General features: G+C 32.2%; 26 protein-coding genes. 10 read left to right on the top strand and 16 right to left on the bottom strand.

All coding sequences use genetic code 11. The features are described 5' to 3' along the window. Positions 1-679: 679 nt before the first annotated feature. The 4 genes from Q0891_RS12590 (at position 680) to Q0891_RS12575 (ending at position 4675) form a co-directional block, all read left to right on the top strand. The gene (locus Q0891_RS12590) at positions 680-2149 is read left to right on the top strand and encodes an arginine decarboxylase (RefSeq protein WP_299102126.1); all 1470 of its coding nucleotides are present in this window, start codon (positions 680-682) and stop codon (positions 2147-2149) included. Between the two features lie 179 nt (positions 2150-2328). Beyond that, positions 2329-3270 (top strand): agmatinase, encoded by a 942-nt coding sequence (gene speB / locus Q0891_RS12585; protein WP_299102124.1) that lies wholly within the window; start codon positions 2329-2331, stop codon positions 3268-3270. Continuing rightward, positions 3260-4237: a deoxyhypusine synthase family protein gene (locus Q0891_RS12580; protein WP_299102122.1), complete on the top strand. Its 978-nt coding sequence runs from the start codon at positions 3260-3262 to the stop codon at positions 4235-4237. Before speB ends, Q0891_RS12580 begins: the two co-directional genes overlap by 11 nt. A gap of 111 nt (positions 4238-4348) precedes the next feature. Then, positions 4349-4675 (top strand): hypothetical protein, encoded by a 327-nt coding sequence (locus Q0891_RS12575; protein WP_299102120.1) that lies wholly within the window; start codon positions 4349-4351, stop codon positions 4673-4675. A 33-nt stretch (positions 4676-4708) separates the two neighbouring features. Here the strand turns inward: Q0891_RS12575 and Q0891_RS12570 are convergent, their stop codons facing one another. The 6 genes from Q0891_RS12570 to Q0891_RS12545 form a co-directional block, all read right to left on the bottom strand. Continuing rightward, positions 4709-5911, bottom strand: a complete 1203-nt coding sequence (locus Q0891_RS12570; protein ID WP_299102118.1) for a mannosyltransferase — start codon at positions 5909-5911, stop codon at positions 4709-4711. Positions 5912-6096: 185 nt separating this feature from the next. Continuing rightward, positions 6097-7587, bottom strand: coding sequence for a cellulose synthase family protein (locus Q0891_RS12565; protein WP_299102190.1), 1491 nt, complete (start codon positions 7585-7587; stop codon positions 6097-6099). Next, positions 7587-8276 (bottom strand): glycosyltransferase family 2 protein, encoded by a 690-nt coding sequence (locus tag Q0891_RS12560; protein WP_299102116.1) that lies wholly within the window; start codon positions 8274-8276, stop codon positions 7587-7589. Before Q0891_RS12560 ends, Q0891_RS12565 begins: the two co-directional genes overlap by 1 nt. Continuing rightward, positions 8276-9103 (bottom strand): toxin-antitoxin system YwqK family antitoxin, encoded by an 828-nt coding sequence (locus Q0891_RS12555; RefSeq protein WP_299102115.1) that lies wholly within the window; start codon positions 9101-9103, stop codon positions 8276-8278. The genes Q0891_RS12560 and Q0891_RS12555 overlap by 1 nt, the downstream gene beginning before the upstream one ends. Next, entirely contained in the window at positions 9103-10692 is a 1590-nt protein-coding gene (locus Q0891_RS12550; protein ID WP_299102113.1) for a 4Fe-4S dicluster domain-containing protein, read from the bottom strand. The genes Q0891_RS12555 and Q0891_RS12550 overlap by 1 nt, the downstream gene beginning before the upstream one ends. Before the next feature lie 2 nt (positions 10693-10694). Then, on the bottom strand, positions 10695-11999 hold the full coding sequence (locus Q0891_RS12545) for an FAD/NAD(P)-binding oxidoreductase (RefSeq protein WP_299102112.1): 1305 nt from the start codon (positions 11997-11999) through the stop codon (positions 10695-10697). Positions 12000-12191: 192 nt separating this feature from the next. Between Q0891_RS12545 and Q0891_RS12540 the strand changes: the two genes are divergently transcribed. From Q0891_RS12540 to Q0891_RS12520, 5 genes are read left to right on the top strand one after another with little or no spacing between them, the layout of a single operon-like run. Continuing rightward, a complete protein-coding gene (locus Q0891_RS12540) occupies positions 12192-12902 on the top strand; it encodes a DUF547 domain-containing protein (RefSeq protein WP_299102110.1) in 711 nt (236 codons plus the stop codon). 31 nt (positions 12903-12933) lie between these two features. Beyond that, complete coding sequence (locus tag Q0891_RS12535; protein WP_299102107.1) at positions 12934-13845, top strand: hypothetical protein; 912 nt, start codon at positions 12934-12936, stop codon at positions 13843-13845. 33 nt (positions 13846-13878) lie between these two features. Further along, entirely contained in the window at positions 13879-14889 is a 1011-nt protein-coding gene (locus Q0891_RS12530; protein WP_299102105.1) for a glycoside hydrolase, read from the top strand. Then, complete coding sequence (locus Q0891_RS12525; protein WP_299102103.1) at positions 14886-15626, top strand: hypothetical protein; 741 nt, start codon at positions 14886-14888, stop codon at positions 15624-15626. Before Q0891_RS12530 ends, Q0891_RS12525 begins: the two co-directional genes overlap by 4 nt. After that, positions 15623-16882 (top strand): POTRA domain-containing protein, encoded by a 1260-nt coding sequence (locus tag Q0891_RS12520; protein WP_299102101.1) that lies wholly within the window; start codon positions 15623-15625, stop codon positions 16880-16882. The genes Q0891_RS12525 and Q0891_RS12520 overlap by 4 nt, the downstream gene beginning before the upstream one ends. Here Q0891_RS12520 and Q0891_RS12515 read toward each other — a convergent pair. Then, positions 16879-18411, bottom strand: a complete 1533-nt coding sequence (locus Q0891_RS12515; RefSeq protein WP_299102099.1) for a carboxypeptidase-like regulatory domain-containing protein — start codon at positions 18409-18411, stop codon at positions 16879-16881. The genes Q0891_RS12520 and Q0891_RS12515 overlap by 4 nt on opposite strands. A gap of 158 nt (positions 18412-18569) precedes the next feature. On the opposite strand from Q0891_RS12515, the gene Q0891_RS12510 reads away from it, so the two are divergent. Continuing rightward, positions 18570-19301 (top strand): metallophosphoesterase family protein, encoded by a 732-nt coding sequence (locus Q0891_RS12510; RefSeq protein WP_299102097.1) that lies wholly within the window; start codon positions 18570-18572, stop codon positions 19299-19301. Here the strand turns inward: Q0891_RS12510 and Q0891_RS12505 are convergent, their stop codons facing one another. The 9 genes from Q0891_RS12505 to Q0891_RS12465 all read right to left on the bottom strand — a co-directional run bounded on the left by Q0891_RS12505 (position 19302) and on the right by Q0891_RS12465 (position 26991). Next, complete coding sequence (locus Q0891_RS12505) at positions 19302-20003, bottom strand: TIGR04283 family arsenosugar biosynthesis glycosyltransferase (protein WP_299102095.1); 702 nt, start codon at positions 20001-20003, stop codon at positions 19302-19304. A 47-nt stretch (positions 20004-20050) separates the two neighbouring features. Continuing rightward, complete coding sequence (locus tag Q0891_RS12500) at positions 20051-20923, bottom strand: DUF547 domain-containing protein (protein WP_299102093.1); 873 nt, start codon at positions 20921-20923, stop codon at positions 20051-20053. An 11-nt stretch (positions 20924-20934) separates the two neighbouring features. Beyond that, the gene (locus Q0891_RS12495) at positions 20935-21837 is read right to left on the bottom strand and encodes a sterol desaturase family protein (protein ID WP_299102091.1); all 903 of its coding nucleotides are present in this window, start codon (positions 21835-21837) and stop codon (positions 20935-20937) included. 262 nt (positions 21838-22099) lie between these two features. Beyond that, on the bottom strand, positions 22100-22912 hold the full coding sequence (locus Q0891_RS12490) for a purine-nucleoside phosphorylase (RefSeq protein ID WP_299102089.1): 813 nt from the start codon (positions 22910-22912) through the stop codon (positions 22100-22102). Positions 22913-22916: 4 nt separating this feature from the next. Beyond that, positions 22917-23645: a T9SS type A sorting domain-containing protein gene (locus tag Q0891_RS12485; RefSeq protein ID WP_299102087.1), complete on the bottom strand. Its 729-nt coding sequence runs from the start codon at positions 23643-23645 to the stop codon at positions 22917-22919. Then, on the bottom strand, positions 23642-24268 hold the full coding sequence (locus tag Q0891_RS12480; RefSeq protein ID WP_367179572.1) for a TIGR04282 family arsenosugar biosynthesis glycosyltransferase: 627 nt from the start codon (positions 24266-24268) through the stop codon (positions 23642-23644). The genes Q0891_RS12485 and Q0891_RS12480 overlap by 4 nt, the downstream gene beginning before the upstream one ends. Beyond that, positions 24258-24767: a rhodanese-like domain-containing protein gene (locus Q0891_RS12475; protein WP_299102084.1), complete on the bottom strand. Its 510-nt coding sequence runs from the start codon at positions 24765-24767 to the stop codon at positions 24258-24260. The genes Q0891_RS12480 and Q0891_RS12475 overlap by 11 nt, the downstream gene beginning before the upstream one ends. A gap of 30 nt (positions 24768-24797) precedes the next feature. Beyond that, a complete protein-coding gene (locus tag Q0891_RS12470) occupies positions 24798-25625 on the bottom strand; it encodes a metallophosphoesterase (RefSeq protein WP_299102081.1) in 828 nt (275 codons plus the stop codon). Positions 25626-25650: 25 nt separating this feature from the next. After that, positions 25651-26991, bottom strand: coding sequence for a sodium:solute symporter (locus Q0891_RS12465; RefSeq protein ID WP_299102079.1), 1341 nt, complete (start codon positions 26989-26991; stop codon positions 25651-25653). Between the last annotated feature and the right edge of the window lie 5 nt (positions 26992-26996).

The following is a 26996-nucleotide window of genomic DNA, read 5'->3' as shown; positions in this document are numbered from 1 at the left end:
TTTTTAAATTCTTTGGGATGAATTATATCTTGAAAAAGTGATTAGTTCACAATGATATTAGGTGCTAAGGTAAGAAATAAAAAACAATTGTAAATTCCTATTGGACTTTTAAAGATTGCTTGTAGGAATTTTATATGCGTAGAATTTTATCCGGAGATATTAAGAATCTGGTTTCCATAAAAAAAATTATGGGTATTATGAGCATTACGGATTCCCTGTGCTATTAGATTCATTTTCTGTAATTTGTTATAGGCTTTAACGTTGTTGATTCTCATAGTTTTAGTTAAATTTTTGGTTTTCATATGTTTATAACGGTTAGAAAAAAAACAAAAAATGTTATTCATATTGATAAATAATATAGATTTGTGCCGAAAATTGGTATTATCTATTTAAGATTTTAAAAGCCATTTTAAGCTAAACAATTGAAACATGTTTATATGTTCGGGTTCTTGATAATTAAGAAGTCATATTCAAGAGCAGCTTACAGGTTAAGTAACCGAATTTTAGAGCTAACTTCCGCTACTGCAATTGCTGCTAGTCAGCATGTTTATGGTTTTGTACCTACTACACATAACCAGATTCAAGTATGATATAACGTAGCCTTAACAGAGTTTACACATATTTTTTTTATTTTACATACTTAAGTCCCATGCGTTGGGAATTTTACCAGAATAACATCATGAACAATAAATACATTGATCTCATTGATCAATCCTTTCACTTTCCACAAGACGAATTTACCCTTGAGGACAAAACATTACGCTTCCATAATATTGACCTAATGAAATTGGTTGAAGAACATGGAGCACCTTTAAAGTTTACCTATTTACCTCAAATTTCTAATAACATTCAGCGTGCAAAAACCTGGTTTGCTGATGCGTTTGAAAAACACAATTATAAAGGCAAATACAATTATTGCTATTGTACTAAAAGTTCACATTTTAAACACGTTTTAGATGAAGCGTTGACTAATGATATTCATATTGAAACCTCTTCTGCTTTTGATATTGATATAGTACGTGCGCTTAAAAAAGAGGGTAAAATAACTGATAAAACCTATGTGCTAAGTAACGGTTTTAAACGCGAAAAGTACATCACTAATATTGCTGAGCTTATCAATGATGGTCACAAAAACTGTATTCCTATAATTGATAATTATGAAGAAATTGATTTATTATCTGAAGAAATTAAATGTAAATTTCAAGTTGGTATTAGGATTGCTTCAGAAGAAGAACCAAAGTTTGAGTTCTATACATCACGATTAGGAATTGGCTATAAAAATATTGTGCCTTTTTACAAATCTCAAATTCAAGATAATGAAAAAGTAGAGCTAAAAATGTTACACTTTTTTATTAATACAGGGATTAGAGATAATGCGTACTACTGGAACGAATTAACAAAGTGTTTAAAGGTTTATATAGCTCTAAAAAAGATTTGTCCATCTTTAAATAGCTTAAATATTGGAGGAGGTTTTCCTATTAAAAATTCTTTGGCTTTCGATTTTGATTACGCTTATATGGTAGACGAAATTGTAAATCAAATTAAATTGGTCTGTGATGAGGAAGGAGTTGATGTACCTAACATTTTTACCGAGTTTGGCAGTTTCACAGTAGGCGAAAGTGGAGGTGCTATTTATAAAATACTGTATCAGAAGCAACAGAACGATCGTGAAAAATGGAACATGATTAACTCATCTTTCATCACAACATTACCAGATACTTGGGCAATTAACAAACGTTTCGTGATGTTACCAATTAACCGTTGGAATGATAGTTACGAACGTGTGCTTTTAGGTGGTTTAACTTGCGATAGCGATGATTATTACAACAGTGAACAACACGTTAATGCCATTTATTTACCAAAGTATAATAAAGACAAACCCTTATACATTGGCTTTTTTAATACAGGAGCTTACCAAGAAACTATTGGAGGTTTTGGCGGTTTACAGCATTGTTTAATTCCAACACCAAAGCATGTTTTAATTCAGAAAGATGCAGAAGGAAATCTAAGTACTCATGTATTCGCAGAGCAACAAAAGAGTGAAAATCTTCTCGTTATTTTGGGGTATGAAACTGAGATTAAAGAGGAAAAAGAGATAGAAGAGTCAAGAATTAAGACTGCTTCACTGTTAGAAAATAGATTAAGTTGAAATAACTTTTAAAAGATAAATTTTAAAGTAAAAAAAATAAGCCTCTCGGTTAAATTGTCCCCTTATGGATTAGTGAGAAACAAAATATTTTTTGTTTTGAAGCTACCGAGCGAAGCTCTTAGGAGTGTATTAGAAAAGTATAACAATTAAAAAGATTCCCGTTTTCACGGGAAGTAAACATGAAAACAAAAACTTACGCAGGTATACCAGAAGAATTAGCAAAATTAGAAACTGCTAAAATTGTTCTAATTCCTGTACCTTATGATGGTACAAGTACGTGGCAAAAAGGCGCAGACAAAGGTCCTGATGCTTTCTTAGAAGCTTCCGAAAATATGGAGCTTTATGATATTGAAACAGATTCTGAAGTTTACCATCAAGGCGTATTCTTAGCAGATGCGGTAACAGAAAACGCGTCGCCAGAATCTATGGTAGAAGCGGTTCATTTAGCAACAAAAAAATACATCAAAAAAAATAAATTTGTCACTGTTTTTGGTGGCGAACATTCTATTTCAATTGGTACCATTAGAGCATTCAATGAAATGTTCACAGATTTAACGGTTTTACACATCGATGCTCACGCAGATTTACGTGAAAGCTATGAAGGTTCTACCTGTAACCATGCATGCGCTGTATATGAAGCGAGCCAAACTACCAATTTAATTCAAGTTGGGATTCGTTCCATGGATAGTATTGAAAAAACGGTTATGGATACTGATAAAACCTACTTTGCGCACGAGATGGCAGAAGACGATAGTTGGATGGATTCTGCCATAGACCAAATGACAGATAATGTATTTATTACATTCGATTTAGATGCACTAGACCCTTCAATTATGCCGAGCACTGGCACACCAGAACCAGGAGGAATATTGTATTACGAAACGTTAGATTTCTTAAAACAAGTCTTTGAAGAAAAGAATGTAGTTGGCTTTGATATGGTTGAATTATGTCCGAATGAAAATGAAAAATCATCCGACTTCTTAGCAGCAAAACTCTATTACAAAATGTTAAGCTACAAGTTTCAAAACCAAGATAGTGATGATACTTTTGAGAGTAACTTTAACGATGCAAATAACCAAGGAAAGAAGAAATCAAAATTCCAAACTGAAGATGACTACTAATAAAGGCGAAATTTCAAAATTCATTGAAAAGTATTATTTACATTTTAATGCGGCTGCTTTAGTTGATGCAGCAAAAGGTTACGAAGACCAATTAAATTCTGGAGCAAAGATGTTAGTGTCTTTAGCTGGTGCTATGAGTACTGCGGAATTAGGAAAGATATTTGCAGAAATGATTCGTAAAGACAAAGTGCAAATTGTGTCTTGTACAGGTGCAAATTTAGAAGAAGATATCATGAATTTGGTAGCACATTCGCATTACAAACGTGTGCCAAACTATAGAGATTTAACACCTCAAGATGAGTGGGACTTACTAGAGAAAGGCTTAAACCGAGTAACAGACACTTGTATACCAGAAGAGGAAGCTTTTAGAAGAATACAAGAACATATCGTTAAAATTTGGAAAGATGCTGAAGCTAAAGGCGAACGCTATTTACCACATGAGTATATGTACAAATTATTATTATCTGGTGTTTTAGAGGAGCATTACGAAATAGATTTAAAGGATTCTTGGATGTATGCTGCTGCAGAAAAAAACTTACCTATCGTTTGTCCTGGTTGGGAAGATAGCACCATGGGAAACATTTTTGCAAGCTACGTACTTAAAGGCGAGTTAAAAGCAAGCACTATGAAATCTGGTATAGAATACATGACGTTTTTAGCAGATTGGTACACAGATAATTCTAAAGATGGTATTGGTTTCTTTCAGATTGGAGGTGGCATTGCAGGCGATTTCCCTATTTGTGTAGTACCAATGTTATACCAAGATATGGAGCGAAAAGATACACCATTCTGGAGTTATTTTTGTCAGATTAGTGACAGTACAACAAGTTATGGCTCATATTCTGGTGCAGTACCAAACGAAAAAATAACTTGGGGAAAACTAGATATTGATACCCCAAAATTTATCATTGAGAGTGATGCAACGATTGTAGCTCCGTTGATTTTTGCTTATATTTTGGGCATGTAAGTTGAGGATATAAATTTTGTAATTACTTAAAAAAGATGTTTATCATTTTATTTGAGTAAGCAAATAAGTATTATATTTAAAAAAAATTAGCACTAGAAATTTTATCAGAAAATGAAACCGAAAGACGCACATCTAAAACGAGTTATAGTTGATTTTAAAAAATTAACACCAGAAATTTTAGCCCTTCTTGTGGAGAAATATCCACATGGTTATGATGATGGTAATGTGATTTCGTTTAAAAATGCAAAAAATGAAATTGTAGAGGCTGTTGAAGTTACTACTGAAGACACTAAGTATTTAGTAAAAGTAAGTACAAAGCTAGAGCAGACTATGGAAAATTATGATGAAGATGATTATGAAGACTTTGATGATGATGATCCAAATGCAGTTGTCGATCCAGATTTAGAACCTGGAGCAGAAGATGAAGATTTTGGTTAAATCTTAATGATTAAATTAGAAATATATAAAAGGCTACTGGTTAACTAGTAGTCTTTTTTTTGTAGTCACTTCCCAAATAAATAATGTGAAAACTATGATATATTCAATACTAATAACCCATAAGTTTTCAGAGAATGTAGGGCTTGTGTAAGCCAAATAACTCAAAATAACCACTACAGACCAAACTAATGGAAATTTATAATTGGTAAACACACTTAAAATTACCAAAGTTGCAATATACCAAGGATGAACAGTTGTACTTAAAAATAAATACAACGTGAATACTAATAACATTGAGGTTATCAGTTTTTGTAAATTACTATTGTCTTTAAAGAATGAAAAGCCTAAAATAATTAGTAATGAAATAATGGGTAAAATCTTACCAATTATGGCAATTTCATTATAACCAGTAATAGCATATCCTATTGCTCTGGCGAGATAGTAAATACTAGCATTAAACTCAAAATTCCCAAACCATAACCCAACAGTTTTCGAATAATTATTTACAAATTCCATTGAAAAAAATGGAATAAAAAGCAGAATTATAGTACTGATAACGATGGTGTAAAAAGCAACTAATCGTGGGAAATTTAGATGTTTAATGGTGTCTAAAAATGTTGTTGGTTTGTTTTGGGCTTGGGAGCTTTTAAAATGATTAAAAAATAAAGGCAACAACATCAATGGAATTAATTTTACTGAAATAGAACAAGCTAAGACGACAGCTGCCCATTTCCATTTGCCAGAGTGTAATAAGTAAAATGACCAAACAAGGAAGAAAATCATGACACCTTCAAAATGAAGATTACCTGTTAGTTCTATGATAATGAATGGATTTAAAATGTACCAAAAGATATTAGAAGATGGCAATTTTAAACGTCCTAAAAGCTTTTTTCCAAAATATAAGGTGCCAATGTCAGCTGAAATAATTATAAGTCTTAAACCGATAACTGAGGTCAAAATACTTTGTCCAGGAAATAGGTTTGCTATTACAAAACAGAGTTGATTAATTGGCGGATAATTTGTAAAATGCTTCGCACTTAAACTTCCCATACCATTATATAGCTCTTGTGCTGATTTAATTTTTGTTCCAGCTTGATTTATGATGTAATCTGGTGTATATAAGTAAGGATTAAACCCTTCTAAAGCCATCCGTCCATCCCAAATAAATCGATAAAAATCTTGTGATAAATTCGGAGTAGCAAATAGAAACAATAATCTAAATACAATAGAGAACATTACTAAAAGCTTAAAATTAAACCCAGTGGTCTTTATAATTTTATAAGCAAATAGAAAAAGTGCAACGTAGAGTAATATTAATTTTGTGGAATTTGAACGCACCAAATCATAGGCGAAAGCCAAATAAAATAAACTACTTATAACAGAAAATAGGAGAGGAATTTTGTGATATTTCCAGAGCGCAATCACACTTTAGAGGTCAGTGATTTAAAAAACACATAAGCAAAACCAATAAATAGCATTAAGTGAAAAGGAAACAATCCAAAATCACCACCTTGGTCACCAACAATAAAAGCACTATACATTCCAAAGGCGAAATAAAGCATTAAGAATCCCTCAATTATTACGTGAGGCGATACTTTTTTGCGTAAGTATTTATTGTTTTTCCAGTTGTCTTTAAACTTCTTAATATTGAATTTCGGTGTACGTACAAATTCACTTTTCTTACCAATATGGCCTTCGATAACGGCAATAGAGTTGTGAAGTGAAAAGCCCATAGCTATTGAAAAGAATGTAAAGAACATACCTATATAACTAAAGAATTTTTTAAACCCACTACCATAGATGTTTTTGTACATAAACCAATAGCAAACAAAGAAAATGATGGTACTCATTACAAAGAAACTCATCACATAGAAGTAATTTCTAAGGTGAGCGTATTCATTTTTAATGTACAACATTGGTATACTTAAAATAGCCACTGTAAATATGCTTAGAAACATAGAGCTATTTAATAAGTGAAGTAACCCATGAATTTTTGTTTTGGCAGAAATATTGTCAGATTTTACAACGCGCCAAAGCATTTTTCTAAAGTTTTCTGCACCACCTTTGTTCCAGCGGAATTGTTGAGAACGTGCAGCACTTATTACAATAGGCAATTCTGCAGGAGTTTCAACATCTTCTAAATATTTAAATTCCCAATTTTTTAATTGCGCTCTGTAGCTTAAATCTAAATCTTCGGTAAGTGTATCACCTTCCCAATTACCAGCATCTAAAATACATGCTTTACGCCATACACCAGCCGTACCATTAAAATTAATAAAGTGCCCTTTACTGTTTCTACCAACTTGCTCTAATGTAAAATGTGCATCTAAAGCAAAAGCTTGAATTTTTGTAAGTATGGAATAATTTCTATTAATGTGTCCCCAACGTGTTTGCACAACACCAATTTTTTCGTTTTTAAAATAAGGCACAGTGCGTTTTAACCAATTGGGCTGTGGTAAAAAATCAGCATCAAAAATGGCAATAAATTCCCCTTTTGCTATAACTAAACCTTCTTTGAGAGCACCAGCTTTAAAACCACTTCGGTCTGTTCTGGTAATATGTTTTATATCTAAACCTGTTTTTACAAGTTCCTCTATATGTGCTTTTGTGGTCGCAACAGTTTCGTCTGTAGAATCATCTAAGACCTGAATTTCTAACTTATCTTTAGGATATTCTATAAGTGCAATATTGTCTAATAAACGCTCCATAACATACATCTCATTAAAAACAGGAAGTTGTATGGTAACAATTGGGATTTCTTCAGTATTCGAAAAGTCAAAAGTTTCGCTATCATCTCTTCTCTTTTTTGAAGAAAGATAGTTGTATAGAAGATTTAACTGTGCCAAAGCATACATGAAAATCAGTACTATGGCAATAGTATATATTACAATTATGGTGTATTGAAGGTAGATCACTTAAAACTATATTTAAAAATCCAAGTTAAGATTTTTACGCCAGCAAAGATAGCACCTTTTATCGTACCTGAAACTTTTGAGAGGCCTATTCTGTTTCTATAATTAACAGGAATTTCTTTATAGCTCATTTTTTGTTTTAATACCTTAAGTTGCATTTCTACCGTCCAACCATAAGTTTTATCTTCCATTTTTAAATCCAATAATTTACTGTATTTAATAGCTCTAAAAGGGCCCAAATCTGTAAAAGTTGATTTAAAGAATAATTTCATTAAGCTAGTTGCTAGCCAATTACCAAAAATTTGTGGTTTGGTCATAGAACCTGCTTCGCGTAATTCTTCAACTCTAGATCCAATAACGAAATCAATATTTTCTTCAATTATAGGTTGCACTATTTTAGTCAGTTCTTCTGGGTAATCACTATAATCACCATCTAAAAAAACAATAATATCTGGTTTGTTTTTTTGTTGAGAAATATAGTTCATGCCTTTTAAGCAGGCAAAACCGTATCCTTTTTGGTTTTCAACTAAAACGGTTGCTCCTGCGTTTTTTGCATTTAGCTCTGTGTTATCAGTAGAATTGTTACTAACAACAATAATCTCATTAACTAGTTTTGGAATAGCTTTTATAACATGAGGAATGGATTTTTCTTCATTATACGCAGGGATAATAACTTTTATATTGGGCATTAGTTTAAATCTGATAGTTTATTGTCTCTTTTAAATGATTTTAAATCTGTCCATTCTTTCAGCTTTTTTCCTTTAGAATATTTTGAAGCAGATATTAATTCTTCATTTTTATACATAAGGCAATATCCATTTTTTTTATTGTTAGTTAATTGGCACTTGTGGTTAATTTTTTCATTCTCATCATAAAATAACCACCAACTGTCTTTTTTACCATTTACAAAATGACCCTCAGAAGTCTTAAAACCATTTTCGCTGTAAAATTGCCAATAGCTATTGAGTTTTCCTAACTTATAATCGCCAACTTTTCTAATTTGGCCATTATTATAGAAAAAGCGCCAATATCCTGTTTGTTTTCCATTTAAATATTGACCTTCATTAGCTAGTTTGCCGTTGTTGTAATAGGTTTTCCAGTAAGCTGATTTTAGGTTGTCTTTGTAATGTCCCTTTTCTTTTAATCTACCATTAGAGAAATAGAATTTCCAGTATTTAGAACGTTTGCCGTTATTGTAATGACCTTCTTCTAATAGTCTATTGTTATAAAACATTTTCCAATGATTTATTTTAAGTCCATTTTTAAAATATCCATAGGCTTCAATGTTTCCGGTTTTATCGTAAAAGCTCCAAAACCCATTTTCTTTTCCATTAATAAAAGCACCACGTTTTTCTAATTGACCATTGGTGTGATAAAAGTACCAATATTCAACTTTTAGATTGTTTTGAAGCCAACCTTTAGAACTGGTTTCTCCATTGTCATAAATGTTTTTCGTGTAGTTTTTTTGGCCAAAAGCCAAGGATGAAAACAACAATAAAAATAGAAAGACTCGCATTATTTCTGATTTACTAAATCCATTAAATCAACATCATTTCCTAATAAAATTTCCGTTGGATTAATTCTTCCTTTCATGCTATCATTCTCTAGTTTAAGAACACCTCTTGGGCAAACTGCAGAACAAATACCACAACCAACACAACTAGAACGTACGATGTTTTCGCCTTTCTGTGCATAAGCACGTACGTCTATTCCCATCTCGCAACTGTTAGAACAGTTACCACAAGAAATACATTGTCCGCCGTTTGTTGTAATTCTAAATTTAGAAAACAAACGTTGTTGAAACCCTAGAATCGCGGCCATTGGACAACCAAAACGACACCAAGATCTATTTCCTAAAATAGGGTAGAAGCCAGTACCAATAACACCAGAGAAAATAGAACCAATATATATACCATAAGCAGACCTTAAAGCGCCAGCTTTAATGTAAAAAATATGTTCTGTAGTACCTGTAAAGTGCATAATAAGTAATAATGCAATTACTGAGAAAAAGCCAATAGCACCAAATTTAGCATCTTTACCAAGTTCTTGTCTTCTAAAAAACATAACTGCAGCAAAAACTAAAGTTAAAAAGCCAATAACTAAGCTAATAAATACATCTCGAGTTAGCCAAAAATCATTTTTATCGTAACCTAAATAAGTGTAAATCATGGCTGTTGTCATCACTACAGAAAAAACTAAAACGGTATGTATTAACCATCGTTCTAATTTCCAAGCCGACATTTTTTTAGATGATAATTGTCTGAATGAATCTCCTGCAGTTTCCGCTAAACCACCACAGCCACAAACCCAAGAACAATACCAACGCTTTCCGTATTTGTATGTAAGAATTGGTGTGATTACAAATATGGATATGATACCAAACAGAATTAATGCCAATCCAATATTTCCGTTAGATAGGAAGCCATTAACAGACCATTCGTCAAAAATATAATAGTTAAGTGGCCAAATACTTTTAAGGTCGTAGTAAGGTAAGTCGTTATTCATAACGTACATGAATTCTGGAATCAAAAAGGCAAAACCTAACTGAAAGAACATAACAGAAACTGTACGTATTTGTTGGTAGCGATTATGTCTGTATTTAAGAATAAACTTGTATCCAAAAGCTAAAATTGCAACCGTATATAATGTGCCATAAACAAACCATTGACTTGCATTTCTTCCACTTAGTAATTGACTTAACGGGTCAAATAAACCGATTAAACCTGCATTGGCTTCGCCATCTGAGCCTAGACCTAAATACTTTGGAAAGAAATAAAGCACAATATAAAATGTAGTTAGTATTACACCAACAATCCAACCCCAAACACCACGAGAAGAAATGGATTTAAACCAAACGCCATCATTTTTTATGCCTTCTAATTTAGTTAGGTAGGCTTCTCTAGCATATATAATTGTACCAACTGTAATTAAACCTAATGAAAGCGATAGGAAAACGGCTTTGTTAGGAAAGTTGGTGTTGAATAAAGCTAAAACTAAAATGAATAAACCTATAACGCCAACAGCTAACGCTATTTTTTGTTTGTTTGTAATGTCTACAGCATCTGGTTTTGCCAGAGACATACTATGATTTAATTTATTACTCATAATTAAGCGGTTTGTAGTTGTTTATTGTAGGCTGTTAGTATTTCATTTTCAAATTTTGAATAAAACTCAGGATCAAAATTGGCTTCAGATAAATGATTTATTACGTAATCTACATTGCGTTTTTCCGTTAACCAGGTATCAAACGTTTCATGTCGCATTCGTATGCCAAAAGTGTTGATGCCTAAAAATTCTTTAGTGTTTTTGTGGTAAGCTACTGTGATGCATTTAGTGTCATCATTGTGTTTCCAGTGAAAATGTTTTTCGTGTTCAGGACGACCTCTTACACCAAAAACCCAACCGTAGGTTTGATATTCAATATCTAAAAATTTAGCAGAGTTAAACCAATGACCTGGTTTGTATTCAATTTTATTACCACAAATGGTTTGTGCTAAGGTTTCTCCCATCATTCTGCCTGTGTACCAAACGGCTTCAATAGGTCTACGGTTGCCAATAGCTTCATGTTGTTCAGCGCAATCACCAATTGCATATACATCTGAAATGTTAGTTTCTAAAAAACGATTCACTTTTACACCTCGTCCTAATTCAATTTCTGAACCTTTTAAGAAATCGATGTTAGGCGTCACTCCAGCAGTTAATCCTACCACGTTACAAGGGATTTCTTCTCCTGTTTCTTCAATAATGACAGATTTAACGTTTCCGTTTTCGTCAGATTTTATTTCTTTTAAATTAGTTGAGAGCCTCAAATCTATATGATGATTTTTTATATGTCTATTAATCATCTCACTTTCACCTTTTGGTAAAACACCATTCCAAAAACTATCTTCTCTTACTAAAAAGGTAACTGGAATACTTCTAGAATTCAACATTTCCGCTAATTCAATTCCTATTAAACCACCTCCAACAATTACAGCACGTTTACAGACCTCTTTATTAGGTGCATGTTTTTCAAGATTATCTAAATCTTGTTTGTGGTACATGCCCATAACACCATTTAAATCTTGTCCTGGCCAACCAAATTTGTTGGGTTTACTTCCTGTTGCAATAATCAATTTATCATATTGCATCGTGTCTCCTTCGGCAAAATGAAGTGTTTTAGATTTTGTTTCAACATTTTTTACGTAACCTTTTTTAAGTTCAATTCTGTTCTTTTTCCAAAACCAGTTTTCGTAAGGTTGTGTGTGTTCAAACTTCATGTGTCCCATATACACATACATTAATGCTGTACGTGAAAAGAAATAATCTGTTTCAGCAGAGATAATTGTAATCTTTTTATTAGATAGCTTTCTTATATGTCTGGCTAGTGTAACACCAGAAATTCCGTTGCCTATAATAACGATGTGTTCCATGAAATTTGTTAGTTAGTTATGCAGTCTGTCGCAACTAAAGGTAATAACTTAATTTTTGAATCTTATTTATATCCTTTTTAAATTAATTGTGTTTTGTAAGGATATGTATTTCAGTAAGACGTTAGTTTTTTTCAAAATTGTTGTAAGTCCTATTAATTTGTTGCGACCTAAAAGTCTTTAAACTTTAGAATTATGAAAATTTTTAGCTTTTTATTTGCCCTTATAATTACTTCGAGTATGAATGCGCAAGATTTAGAAACGTTTTTTTCTAAGACGGATGCGTTCTTTGAAACACATGTTAAAAACGGAAAGGTAGGATATAATAAAATCCATAAAGACCAATCGTCTTTAAACGACATTCTAAAAATTGCTGAAGGTATATCAGTCGAAAAAACGGATGTAAAAAACTTTCAAGCTTTTTGGATAAATGCCTATAATATTTCGGTTATAAAAGGAATTATAGATAACTACCCAACTAAGTCTCCTTTAGACAATGCTGGTTTTTTTGATAAAACGACCTATAGTTTAGGTGGCATGGATATTACATTAAATGATATTGAACATAAATTGTTAAGAGGTAACTTTAAGGATGCTCGTTTTCATTTTGTCTTAGTTTGTGGTGCGTTGGGTTGTCCGCCTTTAATTAGTGAAGCATATATGCCAAATACGTTAAATGCACAATTAGAGAAGCAAACAAAAGAAGCACTGAATGGTAGTTTTCTAAAGGTTAATACAAAGAAAAAAAAGGTGGAAGCTTCTGAAATTATGAAATGGTATAAAGAGGATTTTACTATGGATGGCATTACCGAAATTGAGTTTATAAATAAATATAGAACAGAAAAAATTCCTGATAACTTTAAGTTAAGTTATTTCACATATAACTGGAATTTGAACAAACAATAATTAAATATTAATCAACTTTAAAAAAAAAGCAATGAAAAAAATTAGTTTAGCAATCCTAGCAATGATGGTTACATTTCTAGGATTTTCACAAGAAGAGGTACAAAAGAAAAGTAACGTACAAGAATTTACACCATCAAAACTTTTGAGCAAAGGGCAATGGGATATTAAGTTTTTTAATAGTTTGTATACACAAACAAAGCAGACAGGTGCAGGTACTGGCGAATCTTTTGATATTGAAAGGCAAAACTTTTTTACAAATACTACAGAGATTTATACCGGAGTAAGTAATAATTCTAGAATAAACGTTGGACTTGTTTTTCAGATAAGAGCAAATAATTATGGTGGTCAAAACGCGCTTAGTGTCTTTGATTTTGAAAACAATGGTGTTGATTCTCGAAGTGGTTTAACAACAATTGCCCCTTCTATTAGGGTACAACCTTTTGCGAGTGTTCCTAATTTCTCTTTTACGAGTTCACTATATCTACCTGTTTTTAAAGATGAAGCTGTGCCTGCTTATTTAGATAAAAGGAGTACATTTTGGGAAACTAAGTTTTTCTATGACAAAACTTTTGGAGGAGGAAATTGGCAAATATTTACAGAAGCAGATTTTGGTTTTAATTTTGGAGAAAATCAAAGTGATGCAGATGTGTTAACAGAAAATTCTAGTGAACGTTTTGCAAATAATAGCTTGTTTTTACCTTTAAGTGCTTTTTTAAGCTACTTTCCATCCAGTAAATCTACTTTATTTGTAAATGCTCAACAAGCTTTTTTAATTGACCTAGGTAATAATTTCGAACAAAATTACACGCAATTAGGATTTGGCGGAAAATACCAGTTGACAAATGCGCTAAATATTGAAGCATCTTACGGAAAATTTGTACGCGGAAATAATTTTCAAGGTTTAGGTGAAACTTTCAGTATTGGTTTAAGAGCTTTATTGTAAGATTTATATAAATTAGACTTTTTAAATATTTATATGAATAACTTTAAATGTCTTTTTTCTTTAATTTTAGTAGTCGTTTTATCAGCTTGTAGAGGTCAAGAAGATAAAATTAATGGTGTAAGTTTTGTAGCATCTAGAGATGTTATAGATGAAACTCATGTCAATCCTATAGTTGAGGTAAATGCTAATTTTGCTGCAGTGATGCCATTTGGTTTTATTAGTGATTTAGATCATCCAGAAATTCAGCATAATACAAATAGGCAATGGTATGGCGAAACCAAACCCGGAACGAAACAATATATAGAGGAGTTAAGAAAAAAAGACATTAAAGTAATGATTAAACCGCAAATTTGGGTACGACGCGGTGAATTTACAGGTCTTATTAAAATGTCTTCTGAAGAAAATTGGAAAACTTTAGAAGATACTTACAAGAATTTTATTTTGCTATATGCAAAACTAGCAAAAGAGGTTAATGCAGAAATTCTTTGTATAGGAACAGAATTAGAATTATTTGTGAAGCATAGACCTAAATATTGGTTTAATTTAATTGAAGAAATTAAGACTATTTATACAGGTAAACTAACATACGCTGCCAATTGGGACGAGTTTAAGCGCACGCCATTTTGGGATAAACTAGATTTTATTGGAGTAGATGCCTATTTCCCTGTAAGTAATGAGAAAACGCCAACGTTGGAAGATTGTTTGGAAGGCTGGAAAACACATAAACCTATTATTGAAAAAGTTTCTAAAGACCACGATAAACCTATATTGTTTACAGAATATGGCTATAGAAGTGTCGATTTTTCAGGTAGAGAACCTTGGGCATCAGATAGAGATATGGATGAGGTTAATTTAGAAGCACAAGTAAATACAACTAAAGCATTGTACGAAACTTTTTGGAAGGAACCTTGGTTTGCTGGTGGCTTTATTTGGAAATGGTTCCATAGACATGATGAAGTTGGAGGTGAAGATAATTCGAGATTTACACCACAAAATAAACCGGCAGAAGCTGTAATAAAAGCTTATTATAAAACAGACAAATGAAACCATTAAAGTATCTCGTATTAATTTTTTTGATAGCGTCTTGTGGTAATGATGATTCCTCAATGCTAATTGAAGATTTAAATAGTTTAAGTATTTATATTGAGGGACGTATAATTGAAAATGGAGCTGTTATTGCCTGTGCTGGAAATACTGAAAATAATATAGAAACAGTTGATATTTTCTTTTACCCAGAAAATGGCGCTTCTAACTTTAGACTATATGAAACGACTAGTCTTACAGTAGATCCCAATGATGTTTTAAACTACAATCGCGTTTTTTTAGAGGATACACCTGTTTTTAATGGTTATTTACGAAAATTTACAGGAGATTTTAATTCAGAACGATGGTTTATTGTTTCTTTTGAAATTGATGGTGAGATAAAATTATCGAATCCAATTAGAATAAAAAATGAAACACAGCCCTCTTTATATTCCACACAAATTATAATTAACCAAGATATACCTCAAATGCCACTTTTTACTTGGAGTGTAAATTCTGAAGAAAATAACGCCATCTTTTTTGAGGTTTTGTCTACTATCGATAATGATTTAATATCAGGAACTTATACCTTTGAAACTCAATTTCAATATTACGATACATCTAACGTCGTTTTAAATATTACAAACGGGACACCTCCAAATTTAGTTCAGGGTGAAGATTACAAAATGACCATTATGGATGTGAGTGAAGATAATTGGATAAATGAAATTTTTGTTTCTCAATTTACTATAGAATGAATCGTATTGTTATTTTCCTTTTCTTAAGTATATGTACTTCTGTTTTTTCGCAAAACAAAGTGGCCGATCTTAAGATTCAAGGAAATAAAAAGTTAAGATCTTCATTTGTAAAAAAGATTTCTAATTTAAAACCTGGTGTTGTACTAGACACAGCAGTTATTGAAGAAGATATTAAACTGCTCAAAAGATTACCGTCAATAGCACATGCTTATTATCAGGTGTTTCCTGCAGAAACACCAAATGAATATAACGTTTTCTATAACATAGAAGAAAACTTTACTATAATTCCATCAGCTAATATTTATACAACAAATGATGATGAATTTGCATATCGATTAGGCTTGTATGAATTCAATTTCTTAGGGCAAAATATAACGTTTGGAGGCTTTTATCAAAAAGATATTTACAGTTCTTATGCGGTAAACTTTAGAGCGCCTTATTTGTTTAACAGATCATTTGGCTTGGCATTAAATTATCAAGATTTAACAACGCAAGAGCCTATTTTCTTTGATGGAAGAATGGCAGATTACAAGTATAATAATGAGTCTTTTGAGGTTTTAGGCTTGTTTCAATTAAATTTTTCTAATCGTTTTGAATTTGGAGTCAATTATTTTATAGAAGATTACAAGTATAAGTTTGGAGCTACAAGTCCTGATGTTCCACAATCTTTACGAGTGCATAAGTTACTTTATAAGTTAATCTATGAATACAATAACCTTAATTACGATTATCAATATGTAGAGGGTTTTAGGAGTATTCTAAATTTTCAATATGTAACTACCAGAGATAATTCATTGCCTGAGTTTTTAATTGGTTGGAATGATTTTCTATATTATAAACGATTCGGTAAAAAAGGCAATTGGGCTAATAGATTAAGATTAGGTATGGCAACCAATAATAAGACGCCTTTTGCGCCATTTTCCGTTGATAATAATGTCAATTTAAGAGGAGTTGGTAATACCATTGATAGAGGTACAGCAGCAATAGTTTTAAATTCAGAATATAGACATACACTTTTTGAAAAAAAATGGTTTTCTCTGCAAGGTAATGCTTTTGTAGATGCAGGTACATGGCGAAATCCTGGTGGCGATTTTGCTAATTTTGCTGATTCTCAAAATATCCGAGTTTATCCTGGTTTAGGGTTACGTTTTATTCATAAGAAAATCTTCAATGCTATATTTAGAATAGATTATGGTATTGGTATAACACCAGATGCTACACAAGGTTTAGTTTTTGGTATTGGTCAGTATTTTTAGTCTTTTGCATCAATTGCTTTGAATGCTTTAATGGCTTCGTTGGGTTCAATGATATTATAACCTTTCCAAAAATCGGGATTATATTGACTGAGTTTGGTGGGTGAAACAAGTGTCTTTTCTTTAAAATTTTTATAATCGACTTCTGTTAAAATATCGGTTTCAAAAACTACGAGTTCTGTTTTTTCAATGTTTCTAATTATAAAGTGAATATCTGCTTTTAACTCGTTTTGCTTACGTCTGCCTTTTACATTTTTGTTTTTTTCTACAATTTTTATAGGTCGTTTAATGCCTGTTTTTTCTCCAAAAGTTTCATCTCTATATTTTAGTGTGTACTTTTCGTTTTCGTTTTTCTGAAAAATAATAGTGCCCTCTTTTAAGTACTTATTCATGGAAATGCCAAGTATAGAAAACTTACTTAAAGGCTTAATGTTTTTATAATCTACGCGCACCACAGCAAAATCTTCTGTATTAACGTACATGGTACCAAAATAATCTTCGCTTCGTTTGGGTTTAAAATTTATTTCATAAACAAACATGTCATCCATATACCTATAATCTGAAATTTCAAACTCATAACGATTAGATTTATGAATAAAGTTGAGATCATTGTTTTCATCTATAAAATTGTTGTTTTCAAAATTATGAACCATCATTTTTTTCCAGTTCAAAAACCCGAGTTTTTGTAAAGAATCCTTTTTCTTTTGGGCTTCAGCCATAGTGTCTGTAACAACTTTTTCTTTCTCGTTTTTATCGCCAAATAATGACGAATCAATTTGTTCTTTGGCACCAAACCATCCCGATTTTATCTTAAAGTAAGAATCACGTTTCACATATTTTCTGAAAATAGCATTAAAACGCTCTTCATAGTTGTTAAGGTTTATGTCGGCTGATTCATCATAAAGTTGGCATGCTTTAAGAATTTCCATTTTCTGATATTCTTTAGGCTCTATTTTACCGTAAAGTTCGCCTAAAATTTCAGTGTGATCTGCAATAGTTTTAGGCATAATATCAATTAGGCTGTCAATCAGTTGTTGATTAAATTCTGGTATAGTTGATTTTTCTAATTGCACATTATGCTTGTCTATTTTTGTGTAATATGATGTTCTATAAAAGAGTTTACGCTTGGCATAGTCATAATCGTAGTTAGTAGAAAGACCGTCTTTAATTTTGTCTAGAATCTCGCCGATGGTGTAGGTTTTATTAGTGACTAAAACTTCAGATAAATCTACAGATTGGGATTGTAGGAAGATAATGGAATTGTCATAGTTAATAAGAGGAATTCGTTTTTCTTCATAACCCAAACAGCTAATGACTAAAGAGTCACTAGCTTTAATAAGACGTTTAATAGTAATACTAAATTCGCCATTGTCATTACTAATGACTCCAGATTTAGAATTAAACTGAATAGTTGCAAAAGGAATGGGTTGCTCCGTTTTAGAATCTAATAATTTTGAAGAAAAAGTTTGCTGTCCGTAAGATTGCGAAATAGTAAACACTACAAACGCAATAATGATTTGATTGATTTTCATTATTTTGATAACTGATTGGTGTTCAGCCAAAGTAGAGGAATGAAATAATTCTGAAACTCAATTTATAATTTTGTTAAGTAAGATTTGTTTTAAGTTTAACATCTTTAAGAAAAATTAAGAGATTATTCTTAGTTTTAATTTTGAAAAACGAAGCCCAAATGCGAACATTAGTCATAGGAGATATTCATGGAGGCTTAAAAGCCTTAATTCAACTTTTAAAACGTGCCGAAGTTACCAATGAAGATAATTTAATATTTCTTGGTGATTATGTAGATGGATGGAGCGAATCTGCACAAGTCATTCAATATTTAATAGAACTTTCAGAGGTTAATACTTGTGTGTTTATAAAGGGAAATCATGATGCTTGGTGTGAGCAATGGTTAGCTTCAGAATTTATAGATGATATTTGGTATAATCATGGCGGAAAAGGCACGCTAAAAAGTTATAACGGATTTTCTAAAGCACAAAAAAATGAACACCTAGATTTTTTTGAAGCCATGCCAGTATATCATCTTGATAGTGAACAACGTCTTTTTGTGCATGCCGGTTTTAGATCTGTGCATGGTGTAGAAAAAGAATTTGATGTTAGAGGGTTTTATTTTGATAGAACCTTGTGGGAAATGGCACTAACTATGGATACTAGAATTAATAAAGACTCCACCTTATATCCAAAACGACTAAAACATTACTCCGAAATTTATATTGGTCACACACCAACGCTTAATTTTAAAAAAACAGAACCAATGAATGCTGTCAATGTTTGGAATGTTGATACAGGTGCTGCATTTACAGGTAAATTGTCTGCTATAGATATCGACTCCAAAGAAATCTTTCAGAGTGATGTTGTAAAAGATTTATATCCAAATGAATTAGGAAGGAATAAAGGATAATTAACCTAAGTGTTTTTTGTAATAAAAGAGCATCTCATCAGCAGGAGCACCAAACCATTTCTTTACATAAATCGTCCAAAAATGATATTGCACTTTCCAAATGCCATGTTTGTTATACATGCGAGCTGAGGTTTTTAGCTTTTTATTAATCACAACAAATTGGTGCCTTGCGTAAAGTTCGTTAATTAAAATATTGTCTTCGTAAATGATGTAATTTTCATCATAACCACCAATATCATCAAAAAGTGTACGTGTTATATACTGGCTTTGGTCGCCTCCTCTACAAGCACGCCAAGTAAATTGAGTGAGCCAACTGGCTAAACGTAACCACCAATGTTTACTATCAAACTGCATTCTAAAACAGCCTGCATTATTGTCGTTGTTAACTTCATTTATTATAAGTTGGTCAAAATCTTTTGGTGGAAAAGAATCTGCATGAAGAAAATATAAAATGCTGCCTTTGGCATGTTTTGCACCAAGATTCATTTGTTTTGCTCTACCTTTTGCAGAATTAATTAAAATAGTTTGAATCCCTTTTGAAGTATTAAAATTTGAAATAACCTCTTTAGTCCCATCCGTACTTCCGCCATCAACAATAATAATTTCGGAAATATTTGAAGCAGATGTATTGTGATTAATATGGTTTAATAAATTACCAATATTATCAGCTTCATTTAAAACAGGAATTATTATACTTATCATATACTATTTACGTAAAAGTATTGAAGTCAGTTTTTTTATTTCGTTTTTTAATCATTCAAATTCCAGTTATAATCTTTAAAACTTTTTTTAGCTGAACTTGAAATTGTAACATCAGAATATTGATTTAAGAATTCGATTAAATCGCCATCTTGTTCAAAATCCTTTTTAAACCATTTAAAAATTTTAGACAATTTAATATTACTTTCTGAAAGTTCATTTTTAGTAGAATCCTTCAAAAATTCTTTAGTCGCATTTGTTAATTGCGTTTCTAAATCTGAAGCTGTAAAGGCTTCGTTCTGTAATTTAGGACACGAAATAGATGCACAAACAATGGCGAAATGAATACGAGGTTCGTTCATTTCTCTTAAAATCTTATGTTCAATATCATTAAGGTTTTGCCATTTGTTGCCAAATTGCCAAAGCCTTTGGTCCCAAGGGTCTTTAATGTCTTTTATGCTTTTTACAGGATAATTTCTAAGAATTAAATCTACAGTTAAGGCGTTGTAAGCGTTAATCCAATAGGCTAATTTTTCATCTCTAGTCCAAGTGTCATCTGGTAATGTTTCACTTAGATAATCTATGTAGACATCAAATTCTGATTCGTTTTTTATGCCTTTATAATCAACATTACCAGATTCTGAAACGTGCTTTTGCAATATAGTATTCCATCTGCTATGCATTATGGATTTAAAATTAGATAATGGTTTCGGTGGTTTTGGTGGCAACGGAATTAATTCTTCTTCTGACTCAACAACCGTTTCATTTTGAGAATTAGGTTCTTCAATGATTGTAGTAGACTCGGTTATGTTTGTTTCTGCAGAAACCACTTCAGAAGTGTTGTTTTCTGTGTTAATAGTCTGCTTTTTTGCAGCGCAAGACATTATAAATAGTGGTACAATTAAAATAAAAAGATATTTCATTGGTAGAAGTTTTAAACATCAGATTCTCTTTTTTTAGAGAATGCAGGATACAATTCCTGACTAATAAAATCCTTAGGAAATTCTTCATCGCCTTCAAAACCCAGTTCAATATCTCTACCATCGTGAGGTATGTAATCGGTTTTAAAAATGTAATCCCAAAGACTTAATGTTAGTCCGAAGTTAACACCATACCTTACGTCTTTTGGCAATTCTTTTACATGATGCCAAATGTGCATTTTAGGATTATTAAAAATGTATTTTAAAAATCCATAATCCCAACCCAAATTAGCATGATTTAAATGGCCAACAGCAATACTAAAGAAATAGACAATAGCCACATCTTGCGCATCAAAACCGCCAATAATAGCAATAGGAATGTATAAAATAGACTTGTACATCACTGGTTCCATCCAATGGTAACGCAAGTGTGCAGCGAAGCCCATTTCCTTTACAGAGTGATGTACTTTATGGAAATTCCAAAGCCATTCAAAACGATGTAAAAGTCGATGTGTGTTCCATTGTACAAAATCGGATACTATAAAAAAGATAAATAAGCCTAACCACTTTGGTAGCTCATCAACATCAAACAATTGAAAACTAGAAACCGATAAACCAACTAAGCCTAAAATATCATTAAATAATTCTGAAACTGTATTTGACAAAGCAATGAAGACAATTAAATTCAGAAGAAAAAAATTGAAGAACATATAGAACGTATCCAACCAAAAATCTTTCCGGATTAAGGCTTGGTTTTTTCGCCAAGGAAATATAATTTCTAAAAGCCAAACGACTATTGAAATTATAATTAAACCATAGAAAAAATTGTCCCAATGATTGATGTCAATGAGTTCATATTTTAAATAATTCCAGTAATCGGAATAGGATTTTGTGAATATGTCTAGATATTTTTCCATCTTTTGTTTCCATGAAAATGGGCATCTTCTTTTGTCATTCCTGCGAAGGCAGGAATCTCTTTTTCTTTTTATACATTTTAGACCTGCTAGGTTTTTAAAACCTGCTAGGTCTTGATTATGGTTTATACCTACAAGGTCGAAAAAATGACCTTGCAGGATATTTCGCGATAATAATTTAGTTTATACTTTACACCTACAAGGTTTTCAGCGTTTAGTTGCGTATCAGTGAGACTGAAGACTGCAAACTGAGGACTGCCAACTATTAAAGTGTCTTTATCAATTCTTTAAACAACGTAATCATGTTTGGTTCTGCTTTTCCTGCCATGGCGATAATTTCAGCAATATCAACAGGTTTAAGATTGTCTGGGTCGCACTCATCAGTTAAAACCGAAACAGCAGCCGCTTTTAAATTCAAATGATTAGCGACAATAATTTCTGGTACAGTGCTCATACCAACAGCATCTGCGCCAATGGTTTTTAGCATTCTGTATTCTGCTCTAGTTTCTAATTGAGGACCAACAACACTAGCATAAACACCTTTGTGTAAGGTAATGTTTTGTGTTTTAGCAATACTTTCAAATTTTGAGTTGATTTCAGCGTCATAAGGTGCACTCATATCTGTAAAACGTTCGCCTAATTCTGAAACGCCTTTAAACGCTAATGGCGAACCACCTTGTAAATTCAAGTGGTCGTCAATAAGCATTAATTCGCCTTTTTTGAAATCTAAATTTACTGCACCTGCAGCATTAGAAACCAATAAGGTTTTAATACCTAATTTTTCCATAATTCTTACCGGAAACGTCACATCTTGCAAGGTGTAACCTTCATAAACATGAAAACGGCCTTGCATCACAACGACTTTTTTACCTTCTAGAATTCCATAAATAAGTTTGCCTTTATGAAACTCTACAGTTGCTGTTGGAAAATTAGGAATGTGATTATAACTAGCTTCTGCAATGATTTCAATTTCATTAATTAATTGTCCTAAACCAGTACCAAGAATGATGCCTATTTCGGGATTTTCAAAACCTTTGCTTTGTAAATATTCAGTGCTTTCTGTTATAAATTTAATCATTGAGTTAATGTTTAATTAGCTTTTTTGTAAAGGTATTACCATTAACTGAAAAACGTATTAAATATAACCCAGTTTTTAATGAAGAAATATCAATGGTTTGTGTTTGTTTCGTGAGATTTTTATATTCTAAAATACGGTCTCCTAATGTATTGTACACAGAGAAATTAATATTGGTTTGTGCATTATTAGAAATTTCTAAAATGTCATTTGCAGGATTTGGTGATAAACTTATTTGTTGTGATAAGGTGTTTTCTACTACATTTAATGCAGAACAGGTTGTATTTGTAAATGGAATTATTTTACCAAAATCCCAAAATTGATCAAATTGTTGGCAGTAAAAAAATACGCGGTCGTAATTAGATATATTGGCATTAGTTGGAATGTTTACGGTAAACATTTTTGAACCGTTTTGATTGACAGAGTTAGAACCAACTAAGCCAAACTCAAAGTTTTCAAGATTAGAAATTAACGAATTTCTTAAGGTTGCATCTGTAGCTCCATTTGAGGCAACAAAATAGGCTCTAATGTCTGGTCCTGCAGCTGTAGTAAAATTGTCTCCTAAGTTAAGCGTAACGGTATTATTTGTGTTTAGCACAACTGTAACATCTCCCATTACATTGTACATTGGAATACTGCTATTGTTTTCAAAATCCGTAGCCATCACTGAGCATTGGGAATAAACAGTAGAAATTGCAGAAAAAATAAAGCAAATAAAAAGTAATTTTGTTTTCATAATTTACACATTTGGTGGTTTGTTAAATATTTTTCGAAAACTTTATATGGTTTTAAATCTTCGACATTATCTATGTCGTTAAGAGTTTTTAAAACATACACACTTTTATCATAGAGTTTGTTAATTGTTTGCTCGTAAACAGTCTCTCCTCCCCAATTTTGTATGTTAAACACTTCAGGGTAAGCATGTTTCATTCCCAAAAGATAGTAGCCTCCATCTTCTGCTGGTCCTATTACAAAATCTTGATTTTCTAAATTTTTAAAAGATTCATCAATTATGAATTCGTTTAAATCTAGCAAGTCACTGCCAATTATCACTGCTTTTTCGTAGGCGCTATTAAATACATCCATAAAGGCATTTTCCATACGCTTACCAAGGTCACTACCAGATTGCAATTTTTTTATAAAATGCTCATTGTGCCACAAGTCATTTGTACTTATGTTTTCTGAATAAAACACAAAAATATCTGCATTTACCTTTTGAGATATATTCGCTGTGTGCTGCAATAGGTATTTGTAAATATCTAGCGCATTTTGATCACCAATTGTTTTTGCTAAACGTGTTTTACATTTTCCCAATTCGGGATTGCGAGTAAAGATTATTAGGGCATTCTTATTCATCATTTTCAAGCTTATCGTATATTTTATTCCCTTTTAAAAGCCATTTACTCCATTCTTTAGAAAATGCGTGAACATCATCTGTTTCGCCTTCTGTATTGTAAATTGTGAAGTCGTTATTTTTCCATTCAAAAATACCACCAAATAAATTAAAAACATTGGTGTAACCAGCATTTTTAAGCTGTTCTGCAACGTCTTCTGAGCGAATACCCAATGAACAATATACTACAATGGTTGCCGATTTATCTGGGAATAATGCCGTAGTTGTTTCTAAATTAAATTCGTCATAGCCAACACAAACAGCATCTTCTAAATGGCTCACATTAAATTCTGAAACTTCTCTAGCATCTAACAAAATAACATCGGTTTTTGGCATTGCCAATTCGTCAACTGATATATAAGGAACACTTTCTTCGTTATGTTTTTTTAGCAGCTTTTTTATACTACTTTGGCTATGTCCTGCAATGCCTAGAAGCAGAAATGAGAGTAAAATAAAATTCTTCATAAAGGTTTAGTATAATTTGTTTGTCCAACCTTACAGTAATATTGGTTTTCCTTGTAATTGTTTTTCTGTTTCTGGTAATATTTCCATGTTATCCCAAATACCAGTAACTATGGTTTTTGCATAAGATTCTGGTAATAATCCGTTTAACATCAGTTGATTTGTGTGTTTATAATCATAATCTAATTTACGGAAATTTACGGTAGTCGATGGTTCTGAATCGTCTAAAATAGCATACCAAACGTTAGGATTTCCATCATTAGCAGGCATTCCAATAACACCAGGATTTATCCAATGTTTAGTATTGTTTTTTTGTTGAAACGGTAAACCACAATGACCAGCAATTATCATATCGCTTTTTGCAGCTTCAAAATTTTCAGCTTTTATTGACCAATCTGTTGATTTAAATATAAATTCTGAAACATTAAAATACGACCCATGAACAACCGTCGCGTTTTGATTCCCAATTGTGAATTTAATATGGTCTGGAAGCGTCTCAAGATAATTTAAAGAATCCTTTGATAATTTACTCTTGGCATAAGGATACCATTGTTGCGAAAAATTATCACATCGTGAGCCTGCTCTAAAATCGCAACCACAATCATCTTCATCATCGCGCAGTTGTATTTCTACATTGCCGACAATGCTTTTTGCGTTCCAATTTTTAAATGTTTGAATGGTTTCTTCTGGCTGAGCGCAATACCCAATAATATCGCCTGTACAAATACAGTTTTCTGGTGGAATACCTTCCGCTTCTGCTACAGCAATAAGAGCTTCAAGTGCTTGAAGATTACTGTAAACACCACCAAAAAGTAGCATTTTGCCAGAGCGTTTACCAATATCATTTATTTTTTTATCCATATTATTTCCTACTAAAGTGGAAGTCTTATTGATTTGATTTCAACCATTTCGGTATGAAATATAAAATATTACAACTTAAAATGCCCCAAATATTTACCCATAGCAAGTCGGCATATTTCCCTTCTGTAAAAATTAAGGCTTCAGGAAATACGTTAAATACCAATAAGAAACCAAATACCAATCCTGTAATAACGCTCAGATAAAAACTGATTTTTGGGACTTTCATTTTCCAGAATAGAAAAATAGGTGTTAAGCCAATAACCATGGTTCCAGAGATGGTGGTTGCGGATAATATTTCAGCTTCAAGAAAAATAGGCAAAGTTCCTAAAATGGCAATAGCAGCCATGGACGCTCGCCCAAAAGTGAGGTCATTTACCATGCCTAAATCAATTGCTAATAATTTGGAAAATGACGAAAATGTTGAGTCTAGGGTAGAAGCTGCAGAAGTTATCATTATAAAATTAATAACTAATAATATAACGACACCAAAGGCTTTACCAACTTGCACTGCTGCCTGACCAGTAAAGCCTTGCGTTTGTGCATAAACACCAATAATACTAAATAAAATAATGCAAATAGCACCTAGTACACTTGCCCACAAAAAGCTTTTACGCGTGACTTTTGGCGAACTTATAAAAGCTCTATCCGTTAAAACTGGGTCGTGAAAGGGATAACTAAACGATTGAATAATGGCTGCGAAAAACAGATTTAAACCCAACTCAAAACTCCATGTACCTGAAGACGTAACATCGCCAACGCTAAAGGATTCTACTGAGAAGATTTTCCAAAGAATGACTAACAATAAAATGCTAAACAATACCATTTGAATGACATCTGTAAAAATAGAACTACTCAATCCGCCTTTAATCGCATAGGCTAAGGTTAGTACTGTAAAAACAATAATGGCTTTGTAGTAGGCTGAACTGCCAATGTCTCCAAAATAACTACCAATAACCATGGTGTTACTCCAAACTTCATTAAACAAACGAATGGCAATTAAAATTGAAAATAAGGCCATGGCGCCTTTGCCAAATTTGCTCGTCAGGAATTCATGAATACTCTTAAAACCACCAACGGTTCTAATCTTATAAATTAATAAACCTGCCACAGCAAAAGATAAATAGTAACCAGCATAAGCCACACCACCAACAATACCAAAGCTTAAGCCTAAATTTGCTGCATTGGTAATACTCTTAGCAAAAATCCAAGAAATAATAAGGCTACCAGTAAGCACCAAAGCATTTGGCGCTTTTCGGTTATGAACCGCCTTAAAAAATTGGTCAGTAGTTTTAGCTAATGGCGAAAGCACAAAGAGCAAAACACTCGATGCAACTATTAAAAGCCATTGCCAGTCAATTATATCCATACGTT

The organism is uncultured Winogradskyella sp., from assembly GCF_947498005.1.
Taxonomy (GTDB): domain Bacteria; phylum Bacteroidota; class Bacteroidia; order Flavobacteriales; family Flavobacteriaceae; genus Winogradskyella.
This window is presented reverse-complemented; position numbering and strand designations above follow the sequence as displayed.

Excerpts from the sequence above, each read along its gene's own strand:
- Q0891_RS12590 (WP_299102126.1), top strand. The coding sequence starts at position 680 with ATGAACAATAAATACATTGATCTCATTGATCAATCCTTTCACTTTCCA.
- speB (WP_299102124.1), top strand. The coding sequence starts at position 2,329 with ATGAAAACAAAAACTTACGCAGGTATACCAGAAGAATTAGCAAAATTA.
- Q0891_RS12580 (WP_299102122.1), top strand. The coding sequence starts at position 3,260 with ATGACTACTAATAAAGGCGAAATTTCAAAATTCATTGAAAAGTATTAT.
- Q0891_RS12575 (WP_299102120.1), top strand. The coding sequence starts at position 4,349 with ATGAAACCGAAAGACGCACATCTAAAACGAGTTATAGTTGATTTTAAA.
- Q0891_RS12570 (WP_299102118.1), bottom strand. The coding sequence starts at position 5,911 with ATGTTCTCTATTGTATTTAGATTATTGTTTCTATTTGCTACTCCGAAT.
- Q0891_RS12560 (WP_299102116.1), bottom strand. The coding sequence starts at position 8,276 with ATGCCCAATATAAAAGTTATTATCCCTGCGTATAATGAAGAAAAATCC.
- Q0891_RS12555 (WP_299102115.1), bottom strand. The coding sequence starts at position 9,103 with ATGCGAGTCTTTCTATTTTTATTGTTGTTTTCATCCTTGGCTTTTGGC.
- Q0891_RS12550 (WP_299102113.1), bottom strand. The coding sequence starts at position 10,692 with ATGAGTAATAAATTAAATCATAGTATGTCTCTGGCAAAACCAGATGCT.
- Q0891_RS12545 (WP_299102112.1), bottom strand. The coding sequence starts at position 11,999 with ATGGAACACATCGTTATTATAGGCAACGGAATTTCTGGTGTTACACTA.
- Q0891_RS12540 (WP_299102110.1), top strand. The coding sequence starts at position 12,192 with ATGAAAATTTTTAGCTTTTTATTTGCCCTTATAATTACTTCGAGTATG.
- Q0891_RS12535 (WP_299102107.1), top strand. The coding sequence starts at position 12,934 with ATGAAAAAAATTAGTTTAGCAATCCTAGCAATGATGGTTACATTTCTA.
- Q0891_RS12530 (WP_299102105.1), top strand. The coding sequence starts at position 13,879 with ATGAATAACTTTAAATGTCTTTTTTCTTTAATTTTAGTAGTCGTTTTA.
- Q0891_RS12525 (WP_299102103.1), top strand. The coding sequence starts at position 14,886 with ATGAAACCATTAAAGTATCTCGTATTAATTTTTTTGATAGCGTCTTGT.
- Q0891_RS12520 (WP_299102101.1), top strand. The coding sequence starts at position 15,623 with ATGAATCGTATTGTTATTTTCCTTTTCTTAAGTATATGTACTTCTGTT.
- Q0891_RS12515 (WP_299102099.1), bottom strand. The coding sequence starts at position 18,411 with ATGAAAATCAATCAAATCATTATTGCGTTTGTAGTGTTTACTATTTCG.
- Q0891_RS12510 (WP_299102097.1), top strand. The coding sequence starts at position 18,570 with ATGCGAACATTAGTCATAGGAGATATTCATGGAGGCTTAAAAGCCTTA.
- Q0891_RS12505 (WP_299102095.1), bottom strand. The coding sequence starts at position 20,003 with ATGATAAGTATAATAATTCCTGTTTTAAATGAAGCTGATAATATTGGT.
- Q0891_RS12500 (WP_299102093.1), bottom strand. The coding sequence starts at position 20,923 with ATGAAATATCTTTTTATTTTAATTGTACCACTATTTATAATGTCTTGC.
- Q0891_RS12495 (WP_299102091.1), bottom strand. The coding sequence starts at position 21,837 with ATGGAAAAATATCTAGACATATTCACAAAATCCTATTCCGATTACTGG.
- Q0891_RS12490 (WP_299102089.1), bottom strand. The coding sequence starts at position 22,912 with ATGATTAAATTTATAACAGAAAGCACTGAATATTTACAAAGCAAAGGT.
- Q0891_RS12485 (WP_299102087.1), bottom strand. The coding sequence starts at position 23,645 with ATGAAAACAAAATTACTTTTTATTTGCTTTATTTTTTCTGCAATTTCT.
- Q0891_RS12480 (WP_367179572.1), bottom strand. The coding sequence starts at position 24,268 with ATGATGAATAAGAATGCCCTAATAATCTTTACTCGCAATCCCGAATTG.
- Q0891_RS12475 (WP_299102084.1), bottom strand. The coding sequence starts at position 24,767 with ATGAAGAATTTTATTTTACTCTCATTTCTGCTTCTAGGCATTGCAGGA.
- Q0891_RS12470 (WP_299102081.1), bottom strand. The coding sequence starts at position 25,625 with ATGGATAAAAAAATAAATGATATTGGTAAACGCTCTGGCAAAATGCTA.
- Q0891_RS12465 (WP_299102079.1), bottom strand. The coding sequence starts at position 26,991 with ATGGATATAATTGACTGGCAATGGCTTTTAATAGTTGCATCGAGTGTT.